General features: G+C 37.9%; 12 protein-coding genes. 5 read left to right on the forward strand and 7 right to left on the reverse strand.

Annotated elements, in window-relative coordinates:
* Window positions 1-71: 71 nt before the first annotated feature.
* From BM201_RS03780 to pyrH, 3 genes are all read right to left on the reverse strand, one after another.
* Window positions 72-2,531 (reverse strand): DUF5686 family protein, encoded by a 2,460-nt coding sequence (locus BM201_RS03780; protein ID WP_092540033.1) that lies wholly within the window; start codon window positions 2,529-2,531, stop codon window positions 72-74.
* A gap of 118 nt (window positions 2,532-2,649) precedes the next feature.
* Entirely contained in the window at window positions 2,650-3,204 is a 555-nt protein-coding gene (frr, locus tag BM201_RS03785) for a ribosome recycling factor (protein WP_084841145.1), read from the reverse strand.
* 31 nt (window positions 3,205-3,235) lie between these two features.
* Window positions 3,236-3,943: a UMP kinase gene (gene pyrH / locus BM201_RS03790; protein ID WP_092540034.1), complete on the reverse strand. Its 708-nt coding sequence runs from the start codon at window positions 3,941-3,943 to the stop codon at window positions 3,236-3,238.
* A 184-nt stretch (window positions 3,944-4,127) separates the two neighbouring features.
* Here pyrH and BM201_RS03795 point away from each other — a divergent pair, with 184 nt between their 5' ends.
* The 5 genes from BM201_RS03795 (at window position 4,128) to BM201_RS03815 (ending at window position 10,995) form a co-directional block, all read left to right on the forward strand.
* Window positions 4,128-4,817 carry a zinc metallopeptidase gene (locus BM201_RS03795; protein ID WP_092540035.1) on the forward strand — a complete coding sequence of 230 codons (690 nt, stop codon included), beginning with the start codon at window positions 4,128-4,130 and terminating at the stop codon, window positions 4,815-4,817.
* 242 nt (window positions 4,818-5,059) lie between these two features.
* Window positions 5,060-8,023 carry a GEVED domain-containing protein gene (locus BM201_RS03800; protein ID WP_092540036.1) on the forward strand — a complete coding sequence of 988 codons (2,964 nt, stop codon included), beginning with the start codon at window positions 5,060-5,062 and terminating at the stop codon, window positions 8,021-8,023.
* Window positions 8,024-8,089: 66 nt separating this feature from the next.
* Window positions 8,090-8,851: an exodeoxyribonuclease III gene (locus BM201_RS03805; RefSeq protein ID WP_092540037.1), complete on the forward strand. Its 762-nt coding sequence runs from the start codon at window positions 8,090-8,092 to the stop codon at window positions 8,849-8,851.
* Window positions 8,852-8,866: 15 nt separating this feature from the next.
* Entirely contained in the window at window positions 8,867-9,817 is a 951-nt protein-coding gene (locus tag BM201_RS03810) for an OmpA family protein (RefSeq protein WP_092540038.1), read from the forward strand.
* A gap of 140 nt (window positions 9,818-9,957) precedes the next feature.
* Window positions 9,958-10,995, forward strand: a complete 1,038-nt coding sequence (locus tag BM201_RS03815; RefSeq protein ID WP_092540039.1) for an NADP(H)-dependent aldo-keto reductase — start codon at window positions 9,958-9,960, stop codon at window positions 10,993-10,995.
* A 45-nt stretch (window positions 10,996-11,040) separates the two neighbouring features.
* Here the strand turns inward: BM201_RS03815 and BM201_RS03820 are convergent, their stop codons facing one another.
* Genes BM201_RS03820 through BM201_RS03835 form a run of 4 tightly spaced genes read right to left on the reverse strand, consistent with a single transcriptional unit; the run spans window position 11,041 to window position 15,736 of the window.
* Entirely contained in the window at window positions 11,041-12,165 is a 1,125-nt protein-coding gene (locus BM201_RS03820; protein ID WP_245758566.1) for a M23 family metallopeptidase, read from the reverse strand.
* 44 nt (window positions 12,166-12,209) lie between these two features.
* The gene (gene radA / locus BM201_RS03825) at window positions 12,210-13,574 is read right to left on the reverse strand and encodes a DNA repair protein RadA (protein WP_092540041.1); all 1,365 of its coding nucleotides are present in this window, start codon (window positions 13,572-13,574) and stop codon (window positions 12,210-12,212) included.
* A gap of 14 nt (window positions 13,575-13,588) precedes the next feature.
* Window positions 13,589-14,737 carry an alpha/beta hydrolase gene (locus BM201_RS03830; protein ID WP_092540042.1) on the reverse strand — a complete coding sequence of 383 codons (1,149 nt, stop codon included), beginning with the start codon at window positions 14,735-14,737 and terminating at the stop codon, window positions 13,589-13,591.
* A gap of 33 nt (window positions 14,738-14,770) precedes the next feature.
* Window positions 14,771-15,736 (reverse strand): lysylphosphatidylglycerol synthase transmembrane domain-containing protein, encoded by a 966-nt coding sequence (locus tag BM201_RS03835; protein ID WP_092540043.1) that lies wholly within the window; start codon window positions 15,734-15,736, stop codon window positions 14,771-14,773.
* Window positions 15,737-15,746: the final 10 nt, after the last annotated feature.

Here is a 15,746-nt window from a genome sequence, read left to right on the forward strand (position 1 = left end):
TTTTTAAGCGCGCGCAAAGGTAACAAAAGACAGCCTAAAAATCAGGTTTTTGAGCATTAAACTCGCTTATTTTAAAACCTGATGTTCAAGGTGAATTTAAAAGCAAAGTTCTGGCTAAAGCCAGGTAGGTGATAAGAGCCGTAACGATAAGCGGTTGAAAGTCCAAACCCAGAGATGATCTTGTTAATTTCTAGACCAACTTCAGAGTAGCCCTGGTTTAAACTTTTAAAGTCGATATTTTGGTGACGATCCATATGACCAATATCACCAATGGCATGCCTGCTTATTAATACAATTTCAGGCTGAAAGAAATTAGAGAATTTTATTGGTCGCAATTGATGTCTCATGTGCAACATCGCAAGTCGGTCGCTATAAAATTCGTTATAATACATGGTTTCGAAACTGGTTTTTCCGGCAACAGAGAATCGTTTTAAAACCGCTTCCTGCCTCGATGAGTTTGGATAGGCATGAAATGTATGCGTTAGCGGTAAAGTTCCCGTGGCATAATTTCCTTCCAAAATAAACTCGGTTCTGGAAAGATCTAACCTGCTAATCGTGTATTCTAATTTTAAGCCTGTTCTTAAAAAGTTGAAGTCGCCATTAGCAACATCAGCAAAACCTTTATCGATCTGAGCGGTGATCCTTGGGTAGTGGCGCTCAACCAAAATAGAGTTTTCTGGAGTCTCAAGATATTCACTAAAAGGCTCCCAGCTAAAAGAAATTCCCGCTGTGCTTACCGTGTATTCATGATAAAGTTCGCCATTGTATAAAAAAGCATACTCCCTGGCGTTAAAAACTTCGGTTTGACTAAAGCGAATTTCAGAAGATAATTGCGGATTTATACGATGTTCTAAACCAGCGTAATATTGTTCGTAATTATAAAAGAAGTTAATATTTACGAATCTTGGCTCGATTAGATAAAATTTTGGCGGTGCTTTTAAATAATTAAAACTTGCCACTTCCTTTATATCTCGGGTATAGCCCAACTTTAAATTAGTTCCGGTAGAGCGATTAAGATAAATATTGGTGTTTAGGTTGTATTTTGCTTTCTCGTCGCCAAAACCATATACAAAATAACCGCCTACATTGAACTTTTTCGATAATCGATCGTTAGTTTTTCCGCCAATTCCAAGTCGAACACCTTCAAAATTATTGTACTTAAAAAGTTTACTTAATTGTAAATCCCAAAAAGCTAATGGATAATAACCGTTAGCCATTGCTTTTTTAACTTCGATCTTTCTTTCGATATTTCGGGTTTTAATGATGCTGTCCACATATATAGAAGTAGCTTCATCTTTTGCGGTATAAGGTTCTTTTCGATTTGAGTTCCAAAAATCTTCCTGTTGTTGGTTTGCTTCAGGAATAACCGAGATTGCTGCGGAAGCTTTTTCGATCTTCGGAATAGTATTTAGCTGATAGTCGTAATTTATCGTCGTGGCATCCAGATAAAGATCGGTATCGATCGGGTCGTTGTTAAATATGCTTGAAATAGATAAACGACGCTGAATGGTGCCCAGTGAAATATTTCCGCCAAAAACCGAAATATCTTTACCTCCTGTGCCAGGCCTAATTTTAATGTCTCGTTTTTTAAGAAGCCAAACTTCTTTATCAGTATCGAAATCATAATCTTCATGAATTTCAAGATCGATCTCACCAATTAATCGGGTTTCTGTTTTTTGTATTCCGTAGTTTAAAGTATCCAGATGAATCACACCTTCTAACCCGGCAATTACTTCTTCTCTTTTTGGTTTAAAGTAGATCAAATAGGCTGGTCGCTCTGCATTTAAAGTGTCCAGGATGCGATATTCGTAATTTCTGAAGGCATTTTTTGCAAGTGGCCCGGCATATTCGGTTTGAAAAATCGAATAATTATTTTCATAAAAAGAGGTGGGGTAAATATCCAAACTTAAAACATCATAGATAGGTTTTTTAAATCCTGCGGTTTTTAAACCTAAAACCTCTTCTTTGCCTCCGTGTTTTTGGTTGTAGGTATGTTTTGTAACTTTTTCTGAAAGATAAGCCCTGGCAACATTTACGATAGTAGCAATTTCACTGTTTGTACTATCTGTAGTAAGCTGGATAGGATTTTTCTCGTTGTCTATAAGGAATTTTGAGTACGATCGATACTCAAAACCATCTAAAGCTTCTCTGGGATCATTAATTTCCCTGTTTTCGATCGCTTTTTCGATAAGTTTGTTTGCAGGATTGCGATAAGAGGAAATATAAACAGTGTTTAATTTCTCATAATCTGGATAAAGCTGAAGTAAAACTGGTTTACTTTCTTCGGAAATTTTAAAATCTCGCGTATAAAAGCCAAGATAAGAAACTGAGATTTTTACAGCCTTTTTTCCTTCTAGATCAAGCTGAAAACTACCGTCGATTTTCGATAATATCGGGCTACTTTCTTTAATACTTATTTTAGCATAAGCCAAAGCTTCGCCGGTGATCGCATTGATCACTTTTCCCGGGATTTGTTGTGCATTGGCAAGAAATCCTGTAAGAATAAGAAGAAAGGTACAAACTAATCGCATATATTATTCCTGGGAAATTTCAGATAAAAAGATGCACAAAAAAAGCCAAATTAGGACCGCTACAAACAGTAAAAAGCAATCCCAATTTGACTATGTTTTTCAGAAATTATTTCCATCATTAAATGGTCATAATTTCTTTCTCTTTATTTTCTAAAATACTATCTATTTTAGCAATGTATTTATCGGTAAGTTCTTGAATGTCTGCTTCGGCATTCTTTTGTAGATCTTCAGAAACATCTGTTTTCTTAAGCTCGTTGTTTGCTGTTTTACGATCGTTTCTTACACCAACTTTAGCATCTTCAGCTTCAGCTTTTGCTTGTTTTACCAATTGTTTACGGCGCTCTTCAGTTAATGGCGGTACGCTAATAATTACGCTATCACCATTATTCATTGGATTAAAACCAAGGTTTGCCTGTAAAATTCCTTTTTCGATATTAGGAATACTTCCTTTTTCAAAAGGTTGTACAGAAATTGTTCGGGCATCTGGAGCGTTTACGTTCGCAACCTGATTTAAAGGGGTTAAAGAACCGTAGTATTCTACCATTACACTTCCTAGCATACTTGGGCTGGCTTTACCGGCTCTAATATTTAGTAATTGCTTGTTTAAGTGCGAAATGGCTTTTTGCATCCCTTCTTCAGCAGAATCTATGATTAATTCAATTTCCTCTTCCATGATGTGTTATTTAAACTGTATCTTCTGGTTTTTATAAATTTACTTTTGTTCCCACATTTTCTCCGGTAACTACTTTTATTAGGTTTCCTGGAGTGTTCATGTCGAAAACAATAATTGGTAATTCGTTTTCCTGGCTTAATGTAAAGGCGGTTGTATCCATTACTTTAAGGCCTTTTCTAATCACATCGTCAAACGATATAAAATCGAATTTCGTTGCTTTTTTATCTTTTTCTGGATCTGCAGTGTAAATTCCATCTACCCGTGTTCCTTTTAAGATAACATCTGCTTTAATTTCGATAGCTCTAAGCACCGCAGCAGAATCTGTTGTAAAATATGGATTTCCTGTTCCTCCTCCAAAAATTACTACTCTGCCTTTTTCAAGATGTCTAATTGCTTTCCTTCTAATAAAAGGTTCTGCAACTTCATTGATCTTAATTGCAGATTGTAATCTTGTTTGGATGCCGGCATCTTCTAATGCGCTCTGCAGCGCTAATCCATTGATTACGGTAGCAAGCATTCCCATGTGGTCTCCCTGTACACGATCCATTCCGCGACTTGCACCTGCAACTCCTCTAAAAATGTTGCCACCACCAATCACAATCGCAACTTCTACACCCTGGTCGATTACAGATTTAACTTCTTCGGCATACTCTGCCAGTCTATCGGGATCTATACCATATTGGCGGTTTCCCATTAATGCTTCTCCAGATAATTTTAAAAGTACTCTTTTGTATTGCATGGCTAGTTTTAAAGATGAGTGCTGCAAATATAGCTAATATCTTAATTTGAAAAATCTTATCAATTAAAATTCTAAATCTTAAGAATAATTTAGTATTTAAATTAGTTGTCAAACTGTCTGTAGTATTCAAAATGGCTGGATTTTTGTTATTTTCATTTTAATAATTGTTGAAAAAGAAATAAAAATGATTGGATATTATTTGATAGCAGGAATCATGTTTATCGTGAGCCTGTACGTAAGTAATAAGCTTAAGAGTAAGTTTAAGAAATATTCCAAAATGCATTTGCAAAATGGAATGAGCGGTAAAGAGATCGCTGAAAAAATGTTGCGAGACAACGGTATTCACGATGTAAAAGTGATTTCTACACCGGGAATGCTTTCAGACCATTATAATCCAAGCAAAAGAACTGTAAATTTAAGTGAAGGTGTTTACTCCCAAAGGAATGCTGCTGCGGCTGCCGTAGCTGCGCACGAATGTGGGCACGCTGTACAGCATGCAAAGTCCTATGGTTGGTTAAAGATGAGAAGTGCTTTGGTGCCAGTGGTTAGCGTGGCTTCTAATTTATCGCAATGGGTAATATTAGCAGGTTTAGTTTTACTTTATACCAGCACTTTAGGACCTACGATATTCTTTATCGGGATTATACTTTTTGGGATGGGAACCCTATTTAGTTTTATCACGCTTCCAGTAGAATACGATGCAAGTAACCGTGCATTAGCCTGGCTAGAAACCGAAAATATGCTAACAAGGCAAGAGCATGATGCAGCAAAAGATTCTTTAAAATGGGCTGCAAGAACTTATGTTGTGGCAGCTTTGGGCTCTCTTGCTACCTTGCTTTATTTTATTGGGATCTTTATGGGATCTCGTGATTAGGTTTAATCAGAAATACAAAATATCGAAAAGCAGGTGATCAGTCACCTGCTTTTTTATTGGCACCGCCAAAGCGTACAATATCCCAGGCTTGCCTCGAATTTAAAAGTTTCTTTCTAACGAATGCCTTCTATGCTTGCCTCGATGTAATTTACCTATAAGAATGCTAATTGCTGAATAATTTTAGGTGATATACTTCATTATTCTTTAATTTTGAATAATGTGCGATGATCTAAAATGCTCTGATGAATAGTAAACTACTTTATTTTCTGCTGATATTCTCTTTTTTTACACTTAATTTTTATGCGCAAAAAGATATAGCCAAACCCGTTTTTAGAGATTCTGCTCAGGCTATTTTTTCTGAAGCTATTTCAGAAAGTAGTTTGGTTCCTCCAAAAGATGAGCATAAAATATACAATCCTAGAAATCGTGGGATCAATAAAGTAGTTCCCGGTAAAGGATATCCAAAAGGAGTTGATGCAGCATTGCAAAGTAAAAAAGGAAAAATCCCCTCCAGAGCGCCAATTTTAAACTTTGATGCGGTTACGACAAGATCTACACCATCAGATCCTACAGGGGTTGCTGGATTAAATCATTATTTAAATGCCTGGAATTCGGCTTTTTCAATTTATGATAAAGAGGGGAATATTTTAATGCCCCCGGCATCTTTAGCCAGTATTGGTGGAGAGTTTGAAGATGAAACTTTAGGTGATCCTATCGTAGTTTACGATCAATTTGCAGATCGCTATTTAATAAGTCAATTTAGTGATACACCAGAGAGTTTTTTGATCGCTGTTTCTCGAGGACCAGATCCGGTAAACGATGGCTGGTACACTTACCGCTTTTCTACAAATAGAGTACTGCCAGATTATCCAAAAATTTCAGTGTGGAGCGATGGTTATTATATCACCACAAATAAAAATTCGAATACGGCAGATCAAAGCCAGGTGATCTATGTTATTGAGCGCGACCAAATGTTACAGGGAGAAACTGCTCAAGTTGTTTCTTTCCCTTTGCCGGGTATCGAAACCAATGGTTTTTATAGTCCGGCAGGATTTAATGCTATGGGAAATAATATGCCGCCAAGAGGTAATGCACCAATAATTTATCTTCAAGATGATGCCTGGGCGGGAGTGCCAGAAGATCATTTAAAGATTTGGCTTATAAATGTAGACTGGGATAATTTAAATAATTCTACTATAGAGGAATCGCAACAGTTAGGATCTGCAAGCGGAGTTTCACCATTTACTGCCACTTTTGACGGAGGGGCTTTTAGCAATCTTGCGCAACCTGGTAATGCTCCAGATTTGGATGCATTGCAAGCAACAATGATGTACATGACGCAGTATCGAAGATTTTTAGATCATAATTCGGTAGTGCTGAATTTTGTGGTCGATGTAGATCCTACCCAGGCCGAGCATGCCGGGATTCGATGGTATGAATTGCGTCAATATGGAGATGACAGCGATTGGATCGTTCACCAAGAGGGAACTTATGCACCTGATAAAAGTGACCGATTTAGCGGAAGTATAGGAATAGACGACCAAGGAAATATTGGTTTGGGATTTACGGTTTTAGACGATAGTCCTGGTGATCCTATTTTTCCATCTATTCGGTATACCGGTAGATACGAAGGTGACGAAATAGGTATAATGACGCTAGAAGAGCAAAGCCTGGTTGAAGGACAAAGCCCGAACCCAAGTTCACGATATGGTGATTATGCGCATCTAACGGTAGATCCTTCAGATGGGATCACTTTTTGGCATAATGCCGAATATTTTCAGGGAGAGAATAGGCTTAATCATGTAGGCGTTTTTAGGTTAGCTTCAGATCTAACTAGAGATGTTGGTATTACAGAGATCGTATCTCCAATCGATGCAAGTTTAGGTGCAAATGAGCAAATTACTGTAACGATTAGAAACTTTGGTGTTAGCGCACAATCTAATATTCCGGTGAGTTATCGCCTTAACGGAGAAACGGTTAATGATGTGTATACAGACAGAATTGAAGGCGCTTCTTCAGTAGATTTCACTTTTTCTGAAACAGCAGATCTTTCTGAAACAGGGGAGTTTTATGAGATTGCGGTTCAAACAAATTTAGATGGCGACCAAAATTCGGCTAATGATACGATTTCTAGAATTATAAGAAACTTACCGCCAAGAGATGTTGGTGTTACCGCTGTAAATGCCCCGGTAACTTCAGAAAATCTTGGGAGAAATGAAGAAGTTTCGATCACAATAGAAAATTTTGGAGGAGAACCACAAAGTGATATTCCGGTTTGGTACCAGGTAGGAAGTAACAATCGGGTAGAAGAAACCTATCCGGGAACAATTGCGGTTGGGGCAGATGCAGTTTACAACTTTCAGCAAACTGCAAATCTTTCTGTAGATGGTCGATATATGCTAACTGCAGGAACACAACTTCAGGATGATTTCGATCCGTCTAATGATTCCCAAGAAGCTTCCGTAGCAAACCTTAATTGTATTCCCGAAGGTTCAGATTGTGACTTTGGGGATGGGATTTCTTATTTTGAACTTGGTGATATTTTAAATGAACGCATTCCTTGTACAGATGGTTATGCCGATTTTATAAGTTATGCTACCAATTTAGATCGAGCTGAAGAAAATTATACGTTAACCGTAGAAACCTTTTTTCAGGCAGAAGGTGATGAAGAGCGATTTTCGATGTGGATCGACCTGGATGATGATGGTGAATTTGATGATGACGAGCGATTAATTACTTCACAGTCTTTAACGCAGGCGAATACAGCTTTTCCTTTCGATTTTACCTTGCCAGAAAATGCTCCATTAGGGCAACATTTGCTAAGAATTAGGGCTGGGGATGTGCGATATGAGGGCGATCTAAATAGTCCGTGCGATGTGATGGCTTATGGAACTACGCACGATTATTCAGTAAATATTATTGATAGCGAGCTGGATATTGAAGATTTTATTCTGAATGAAGCCGAATTGAAGGTTTTGGACGAATTTAATGGGCATTACCGAGTGGTGCTGGAAACTAGTTTTGACGAAACATTACGAATCACCGTACACAATGTATTAGGACAAAAAATGCTGGAAAATAAAGTTGAAAACAGTGGTGATGCTTATATCTACGATCTAGATATGTCTTACGCAGCATGTGGTGTTTATCTGGTAAGGATCGGTACAAGGCAGGTAGGAAAAGTGAAACGTTTTATTGTTAAATAGAGATGTTAGATCATAGGATCTTGCTTTAAAAATTAAACACCTTATTTTTGCCCAAAATCGATAAAAATGAAGATAATTTCCTATAACGTAAACGGAATACGAGCAGCAGTAAGAAAAGGCTTTTTAGATTGGATACAACAGGCGAATCCAGATGTGATTTGTATTCAGGAGATAAAAGCAAATCCAGATCAATTGAATTTAGATGAATTTACCGAAGCTGGTTATCCTTACCAATACTGGTATCCGGCGCAAAAGAAAGGTTATAGCGGAGTTGCAATCTTAAGTAAAACCGAGCCAAATCATATCGAATATGGCACCGGAATCGATTATATGGATTTTGAAGGCCGAAATATCCGTGCCGATTTTGACGGAGTTTCAGTAATGAGTTTGTATTTGCCTTCAGGAACAAATATCGATCGGTTAGAGTTTAAGCTGAAGTATATGGCAGATTTTCAGGAGTACATCGATAAACTGAAAAATGTTGTTCCGAATCTCGTGATTTGCGGCGATTATAATATTTGTCACGAAGCCATAGATATTCACGATCCTGTGAGACTAAAAAATGTTTCAGGATTTTTACCGGTAGAGCGCGAATGGATCGATAATTTTATGAAAAGCGGTTTTATAGACAGCTTTAGATATTTTAACGATGAGCCAGATCAATATTCGTGGTGGAGTTATAGGGCAAATGCCAGAGCAAATAATAAGGGATGGAGAATCGATTATAATTTAGTTGCTTCGCCATTACAAGAAAAATTAAAACGTGCCGTTATATTACCAGAAGCCCATCATAGCGACCATTGTCCTATATTAGTAGAGCTTGAATAAATTAATTTTAAAAAAATGAGAAAAACCATATTAGCTATTTCTGGAAGTGTTTTAATGCTTACTTCCTGTGTTTCTTCAAAAGTGTATAAAGATCTTGAAAGTCGGCACGCCGATCTAAAGCGAGAAAATCGTGAGCTAAATTCAGAATTAGAAAGATTAAAAGGTGTAGATGAAGAACTTGCAGAGTTGAAATCTGAGCACGAAAGTCTTACTGCTGAAAGGGATAAGCTTAAAAGTGATCTTGCCAGTTTGCAATCTAATTACGACAATTTAAAAAGTTCGTACGATGCGTTAGAGAAAAATTCTTCCGCAGCAATTGCAGAGAATTCTCGCCAAAATCGTGACTTGTTAGCGCAGCTTGAGGAAAAAGAGAAAGCCCTTGCAGCCGAGCAGGCGCGATTAGAAAAACTAGAGAAAGATCTTGCAGCTCGCTCTAAACGTGTGAACGAGTTAGAAGGTTTAATTGCGGCCAAAGACGCCAAAATGAATGCCTTAAAAGACGCTATCTCAAAAGCTTTAACAGATTTTGAAGGTAAAGGGCTTACCGTAGAACAACGTGATGGAAAAGTATATGTTTCTATGGAAAATAAATTGCTTTTCAACTCTGGTAGCTGGGCAGTAAATGCAGATGGTCGCCAGGCGGTAAATCAATTGGGAAATGTACTGGCGCAAAATCCAGATATTAGCGTATTGATTGAAGGTCATACAGATAATGTTCCTTATGGCGGCAACGGGCCGCTAAAAGATAACTGGGATCTTTCAACCAAAAGAGCCACTGCTATCGTGCAGATTCTTAGAAATAACAACAATATCGATCCGCAAAACTTAACCGCTGCCGGTCGTGGAGAATATGCGCCTGTCGCTAGCAATGATACTGCGGAAGGAAAAGCTAAGAACCGAAGAATCGAAGTGATCCTAACACCAAAATTAGATGAGGTGACCAAGCTTTTAAACGAAGTCGACTAATTTTTTCTACGGAAGAAAATTTTCTAAGTAAAGTTAATAATATTCAAATGTCCTTTTGAAGTTTTCAGAAGGGCATTTCTTTTTTAATATTTGTTCGAAATTCGTCGTTTTTGACGATCATTTTTTCTGAAATAAAATCTATGAAGTACACTACTTTACCAAATACCGATATTAAAGTGAGTAAGATCTGCCTGGGCACAATGACCTGGGGAGAACAAAATACTGAAGCTGAAGCTCACGAGCAAATTGAATATGCGCTAGATCAGGGAGTGAATTTTCTGGACACAGCTGAAATGTATTCGGTGCCGGCACGACCGGAAACGCAGGGAAGCACAGAGAAAATTATCGGAAGCTGGTTAAAGAAATCAAAGAAGCGAGAAGATATCGTTTTGGCATCTAAAGTTGCCGGCCCGGCAGAAATGGTTTCTCATGTTCGGGAAAATATGGGCTTTGGTAAAGAAGCAATTAACGATGCGATCGATAAAAGTTTGAAGCGATTAAATACAGATTATTTGGATCTCTATCAGCTCCATTGGCCAGATCGAAATACTAATTTCTTTGGAAAACGTGGTTACAAACATCAGGAAGATGAAGAGTGGCAGGATAATTTTAAAAGCGTTTTAGAAAATCTCCAGGAGTTAGTGAAATCCGGGAAGGTTCGTCACGTTGGATTATCGAATGAAACGGCTTATGGCTTAAGCAGGTTTTTGGAAGAAAGCAGGCTTCATGATCTGCCAAAAATGATCACGGTTCAAAATCCATATAGTTTGTTGAATCGAAAAGATGAAATAGGAATTACTGAAGTTCTTCATCGCCAAAATGTTGGTTTATTGCCTTATTCTCCGCTAGGAATGGGAACGCTTTCAGGAAAGCACTTAAACGGAATTGTAGATAATACGCGCCTAAGTTTATTTCCGCAGTATAAAAGATATTCCGGAGAAATCGCAGTAGAAGCTACCAAAGCGTATAAAGAAGTTGCGGTAAAGCATGAATTATCGATGACGCAAATGGCACTGGCTTTTGTAAACCAGCAGCCTTTTGTAACCAGTAATATTATTGGTGCTACAAAAATGGAACAGCTAAAAGAAAATATTGCGAGTATCGATCTTGAACTTTCTGATGAGGTTTTAGAAGATATCGAAAAAGTACACGAAAAATATCCAAATCCGGCACCTTAAATTAGTAATTGGCTGAAGGCTGATTGCTAACAGCTACAAGTTAATTTACATCGGAGCCACCAAACTTTCATGAATAAACGATGCGCTTTTGTTTTTAGGTCGAACGTGGTACCAATCACCGGTTTTCCCTAAAAGCTGAAGCGTATCTTTGTTTTTTGCCTGTCCTAAGATCTGTGATCTTGAAGTTGTTGGTTTGTCCCGAAGATTTGCAATACTGCTTTTAGTGATCAAATTAGTCGATTTTTTATCGAATTTTGAGATTTCCGGTTTAAATTCTTCAGCTTGTTTTACAAAGTGAAGCGGATTTATAGCGCCGTGTTTATAGATCCCAAAATGTAAGTGAGGCGGGGTAGTTCTTGCATTCCCGGTATTGCCTACAAAACCTAAAGTATCTCCTGTTTTTACACTCCCAGAAGTTTTAGCAATGCTATCTAAATGCGCGTAATATAAAGATTGACCTCTTTTGGTGTCGCGTAACCAAACCTGTTTTCCGCCAAGACCTTTTTCGCCGGTAAAACCAATGCGACCATTAGTTGCGGCGAGTACGGGTGTACCGCGCTTGGCAAAAATATCGATGCCTTCGTGGCTACGAGCACCGCCATCTCTGGTAGCTCCCCAATAACTTTGGATGTTGCTGTTTTGTCCTCCGGCTACCGGAAAAAAATAAGCCGGTTTTTTATCGAATTTCAACACAAAGTCAGTTTGCGTTTCTATCGCCGGCTGAATTACAATTTTATAATCCCCAGATTCTTTAATTTCATATTGAAATATTTTTTGATCGATTTCAGCACTTTCGATTTTGTCGAAACTTTTAATGCTATCGCCCGTTATTCGGTAAAAATCGATAAAAACGAGGTCGTTTATAGAATCGGTAAAGATTTCAAAATTAAAGATCTCTCCGATATTCAAATTCATTTCGTAAGCGTAGATGGGAAAAGATTTGGGCAAAAAATGCCCATTTTCGGCAAAAGGAAGTTCTATTTTTAAACTATCCTGAAGTCCTGTTTCGTGCTGTTGTTCCCAAAGTGAATATAACTCGTCTGAAATATTAAAATCGCGCTTATAAACCTCCTTTGCAGTTGGATTTGTAATAAAATCTGTTGCTTTATTTAAGCGAGAACAGGACGCAAAAATTAGGGCTAGAAATATATAAAATAAGTACTGCTTCAAGTTTTTCAATTTTTAGTTGAATAGAAGCAGTAACTATGCCATACTTATGCGAAAAGTTGACTCACAACATCTTCGATCTTAGAAACTTTGATCACTTCAATAGAATAAGAAGTTTTTGGAAGTTTACTTTGTTTAGAGATCACGATCTTTGCGAAACCAAGTTTTTCGCCTTCTAAAATTCTTTGATCTACTCTGGTTACCGGTCTAATTTCTCCGGCCAAACCAACTTCAGCAGCAAAACAAATATCTTTCTCGATCGCTATATCTTCGTTAGACGATAAAATTGCGGCAACAACGGCAAGATCGATGGCGGTATCGTCTACGCTAATTCCGCCGGTAATATTTAAAAAAACATCTTTTGCGCCCAATTTAAAGCCTGCTCGCTTCTCTAGAACTGCTAAAAGCATATTGAGTCGCTTTACATTATAACCGGTTGCAGATCGCTGCGGAGTACCATAAACGGCGGTGCTTACTAGCGCCTGAATTTCGATCATTAACGGGCGCATGCCTTCTAAAGTACTGGCGATCGCGGTACCACTTAGATCTTCGTCGTTTTTGCTAATTAATATTTCTGAAGGATTGCTTACTTCGCGCAAACCGCTGCCCTGCATTTCGTAAATCCCCAGTTCGTGAGTGCTACCAAAACGGTTTTTGTGGGAACGAAGAATTCGGTATACATGATTGCGATCACCTTCGAATTGAAGCACGGTATCTACCATATGCTCTAAAACCTTAGGCCCGGCAATACTTCCTTCTTTGGTGATGTGACCAATTAAAATTACAGGAACATTACTTTCCTTAGCGAACTTTATTAATTCAGATGTAGTTTCACGAATTTGAGAAATACTTCCGGGAGCGCTTTCAATATAATCGCTATGCAGCGTTTGAATAGAATCGATAATGACAACTTCCGGAGAAACTTCTTCAATTTGCCTAAAGATATTTTGCGTTTTGGTTTCCGTAAGGATATAACAGTTTGTCGAATTTGGGTCTATACGCTCTGCGCGCATTTTTATCTGCTGCTGGCTTTCCTCTCCTGAAACGTATAAAACTTTGTAAGGGAAACTTAACGAAATTTGAAGTAGAAGTGTACTTTTTCCAATACCCGGTTCACCGCCAAGAAGTGTTAAGGAGCCGGGCACGAGTCCGCCTCCTAAAACACGATCTAATTCGTTATTTCCGGTCTTCCAGCGGTATTGTGGAGCGGTTTCAATTTCATTTAAGCGCAAAGGTTTAGCAGCACGTTTTGCTTCGGTTTTTGCTGAAGATTTCCAGTCTTTTTTGTCTGGTTTTTCAACAATTTCTTCAACTATTGTATTCCAGTCTCCGCAGGCATTACAACGTCCCTGCCATTTAGAATACTGCGCGCCACAATTTTGGCAATAATATGCTGTTTTTACCTTCGCCATAGCCGCAAAGATAATTAAAGGCCGTGTTCTTTCTTAATTTCGTTAGCTCTTTCGAGCATAAAATCGATATCTAAAAACGAAATTGCCTCTTGCCCGTAGGCTTTTTTATAAGTTTTAATCGCTTTTTCGGGGCTACCAGTCTCCTCTGCCCATCTGGCTTCAAAGTACGTGGCCAGCATAGTGTTTGGATAATGTTTTGCTGCCAAGTCACTTAGGCCTAAAAAGTCTTCCCAACGTCTTGTTTTTTCGATTGCCTGGTTGATGGCGAGAAAGTCGTTTAATCTTATTTGTTTCTGAAGACCAAAAAGTTCGTCGATGGTGTTGTATTTATCCTCTAAATATTCTGAAAGGCTTATACTGGTTTGAAGCAATTTAGTTTGATATTCTTTTTGCGAGATTGGACGATAAATTTCAAAAATATTATCGATGGCTGAAGGAATTGCTTTTCCTACCAGTGAGTAATGCGTGGCGTTTTCAAAATTATCAAACTTATAGTTTAATTGCGTGTTGTTTAAATCTTTGATCTGGGCATCGAATGCATTTATAGATTCTTGCAACTGCGGGATATCATCAGAAGCTGTAGCAAGGTAATACCATAGTTTTTTTTCTGTTCTTTCAAAAACTTCACCCAGTCGAACGTTCATTTTTGGTGAATAATCTGGACTTAGATTAATATAAGCATCAAAAATTGGATTGTCTTTTAAAAGATAAAAGTTCATAAAGTTGGCGGTAAGGTCATGACCAACAATTACATGAAATGGAGCTACGCGATATTTATTAGCGATGCTCTGCATTAATTCCATCCCTAAGAATTCAAAAAAATCAGCACCTTCTTCGCTAGGTAAATAACGGTTCTCGTCGTAGTGTGAGTCGGCTTCACGGCTACGGTTCTGGTTCACCCCAACAACGATCATTTCTGGAGCGTCTTCCCAGTACGAGTAATAATCTACCATTCCTGCAACAGGTTCAAATAGATAATCACCGTCTAATACGAGCATTACGGGGTAAAGCTTTTCTGTGTTTTTTTCGTAATTTCTTGGTAGCTGAATTTTTATTTCCCTGCTAGTACCTAACTTTTCAGATGAGATCGTCTCATAGGTGGTTTGGGCAGAAATTATCCATGGACAGATAAATACCACCGCTAAAAGTAGTTTTTTAATCATAGGTGTTTATTTAGCGACGATCAATATAGATAATTATTTCCTTCTGTTAAGGATTGGAAGGAAAATAAATGAAAGTCCGCCAAGAGCGAGGTTTAAGAGCGTTTGTGAAGCCCAAACTACCCAGCCAAAAGCTTCGCCTCCTTGCCTTGAAATACTAAAAAGTGTTAAGACGCCGCCAATTGCAATAGGATAAACACCAATACCGCCATTGGTAACAGAGATGGCAAAGGAGCCTACCACGAATGCGGCTAAAATTGCGCCAAAACCTACATCACTGGTTTCGGGAATAGCAAAGGTGGCTACGTAGAACATCATTACATACATTGCCCAAATGAAGATTGTATGAAAGATAAATGCCCATTTTTGTCGCATTTTCAAAATGCTTCGCATTCCTTCAAGCAAGCCTTTTGCAAAGTCTTTGATCTTTTTAAGAAATGGAATTTTTGATTTTTTAATTAGAATTAAGGTAAGTGTTCCTAAAATAACTAAAATTACAAAAGCACCAATGGTAAAAACTGGATTGATGTTATTTTCAGCAAAATAGGTAAGTACATTTTCAGTTTGAAGTATAACTGCTAGTGAAATAATACTTAAAAGGATAATTAGGTCGGCTAACCTTTCAGAAATTATGGTTCCAAAGCCTTTTTCAATAGGAATATCTTCGTAGGTTTTTAAGGTTGCTGCTCTAAGAAATTCACCAGATCTTGGAATTCCCAAGTTTGCCAAATATCCAGCCATTACCGCCATAAAGCTGTTTCTGAACTTCGGTCTGTAACCTAAAGGTTCTAACATGAATTTCCATCTATAAGCACGGGAAAGGTGAGAAAGTGTGCCTAAAATCAAAGAAAAGCCAACCCAAAATGGATCAGCTTTTTTAATGTTTCTAATAAGTTCTGCTCTTTCAGCAGGAGTTGCACTGTTATAACTATACCAGATTAAAAAAATCCCCAATAAAAGGGGGATTATAGTTTTTAGTATCTTTTTAAGTTTAGGATTCAAACAGGCAAAT

It is taken from the genome of Zunongwangia mangrovi (assembly GCF_900112105.1).
Classification (GTDB): domain Bacteria; phylum Bacteroidota; class Bacteroidia; order Flavobacteriales; family Flavobacteriaceae; genus Zunongwangia; species Zunongwangia mangrovi.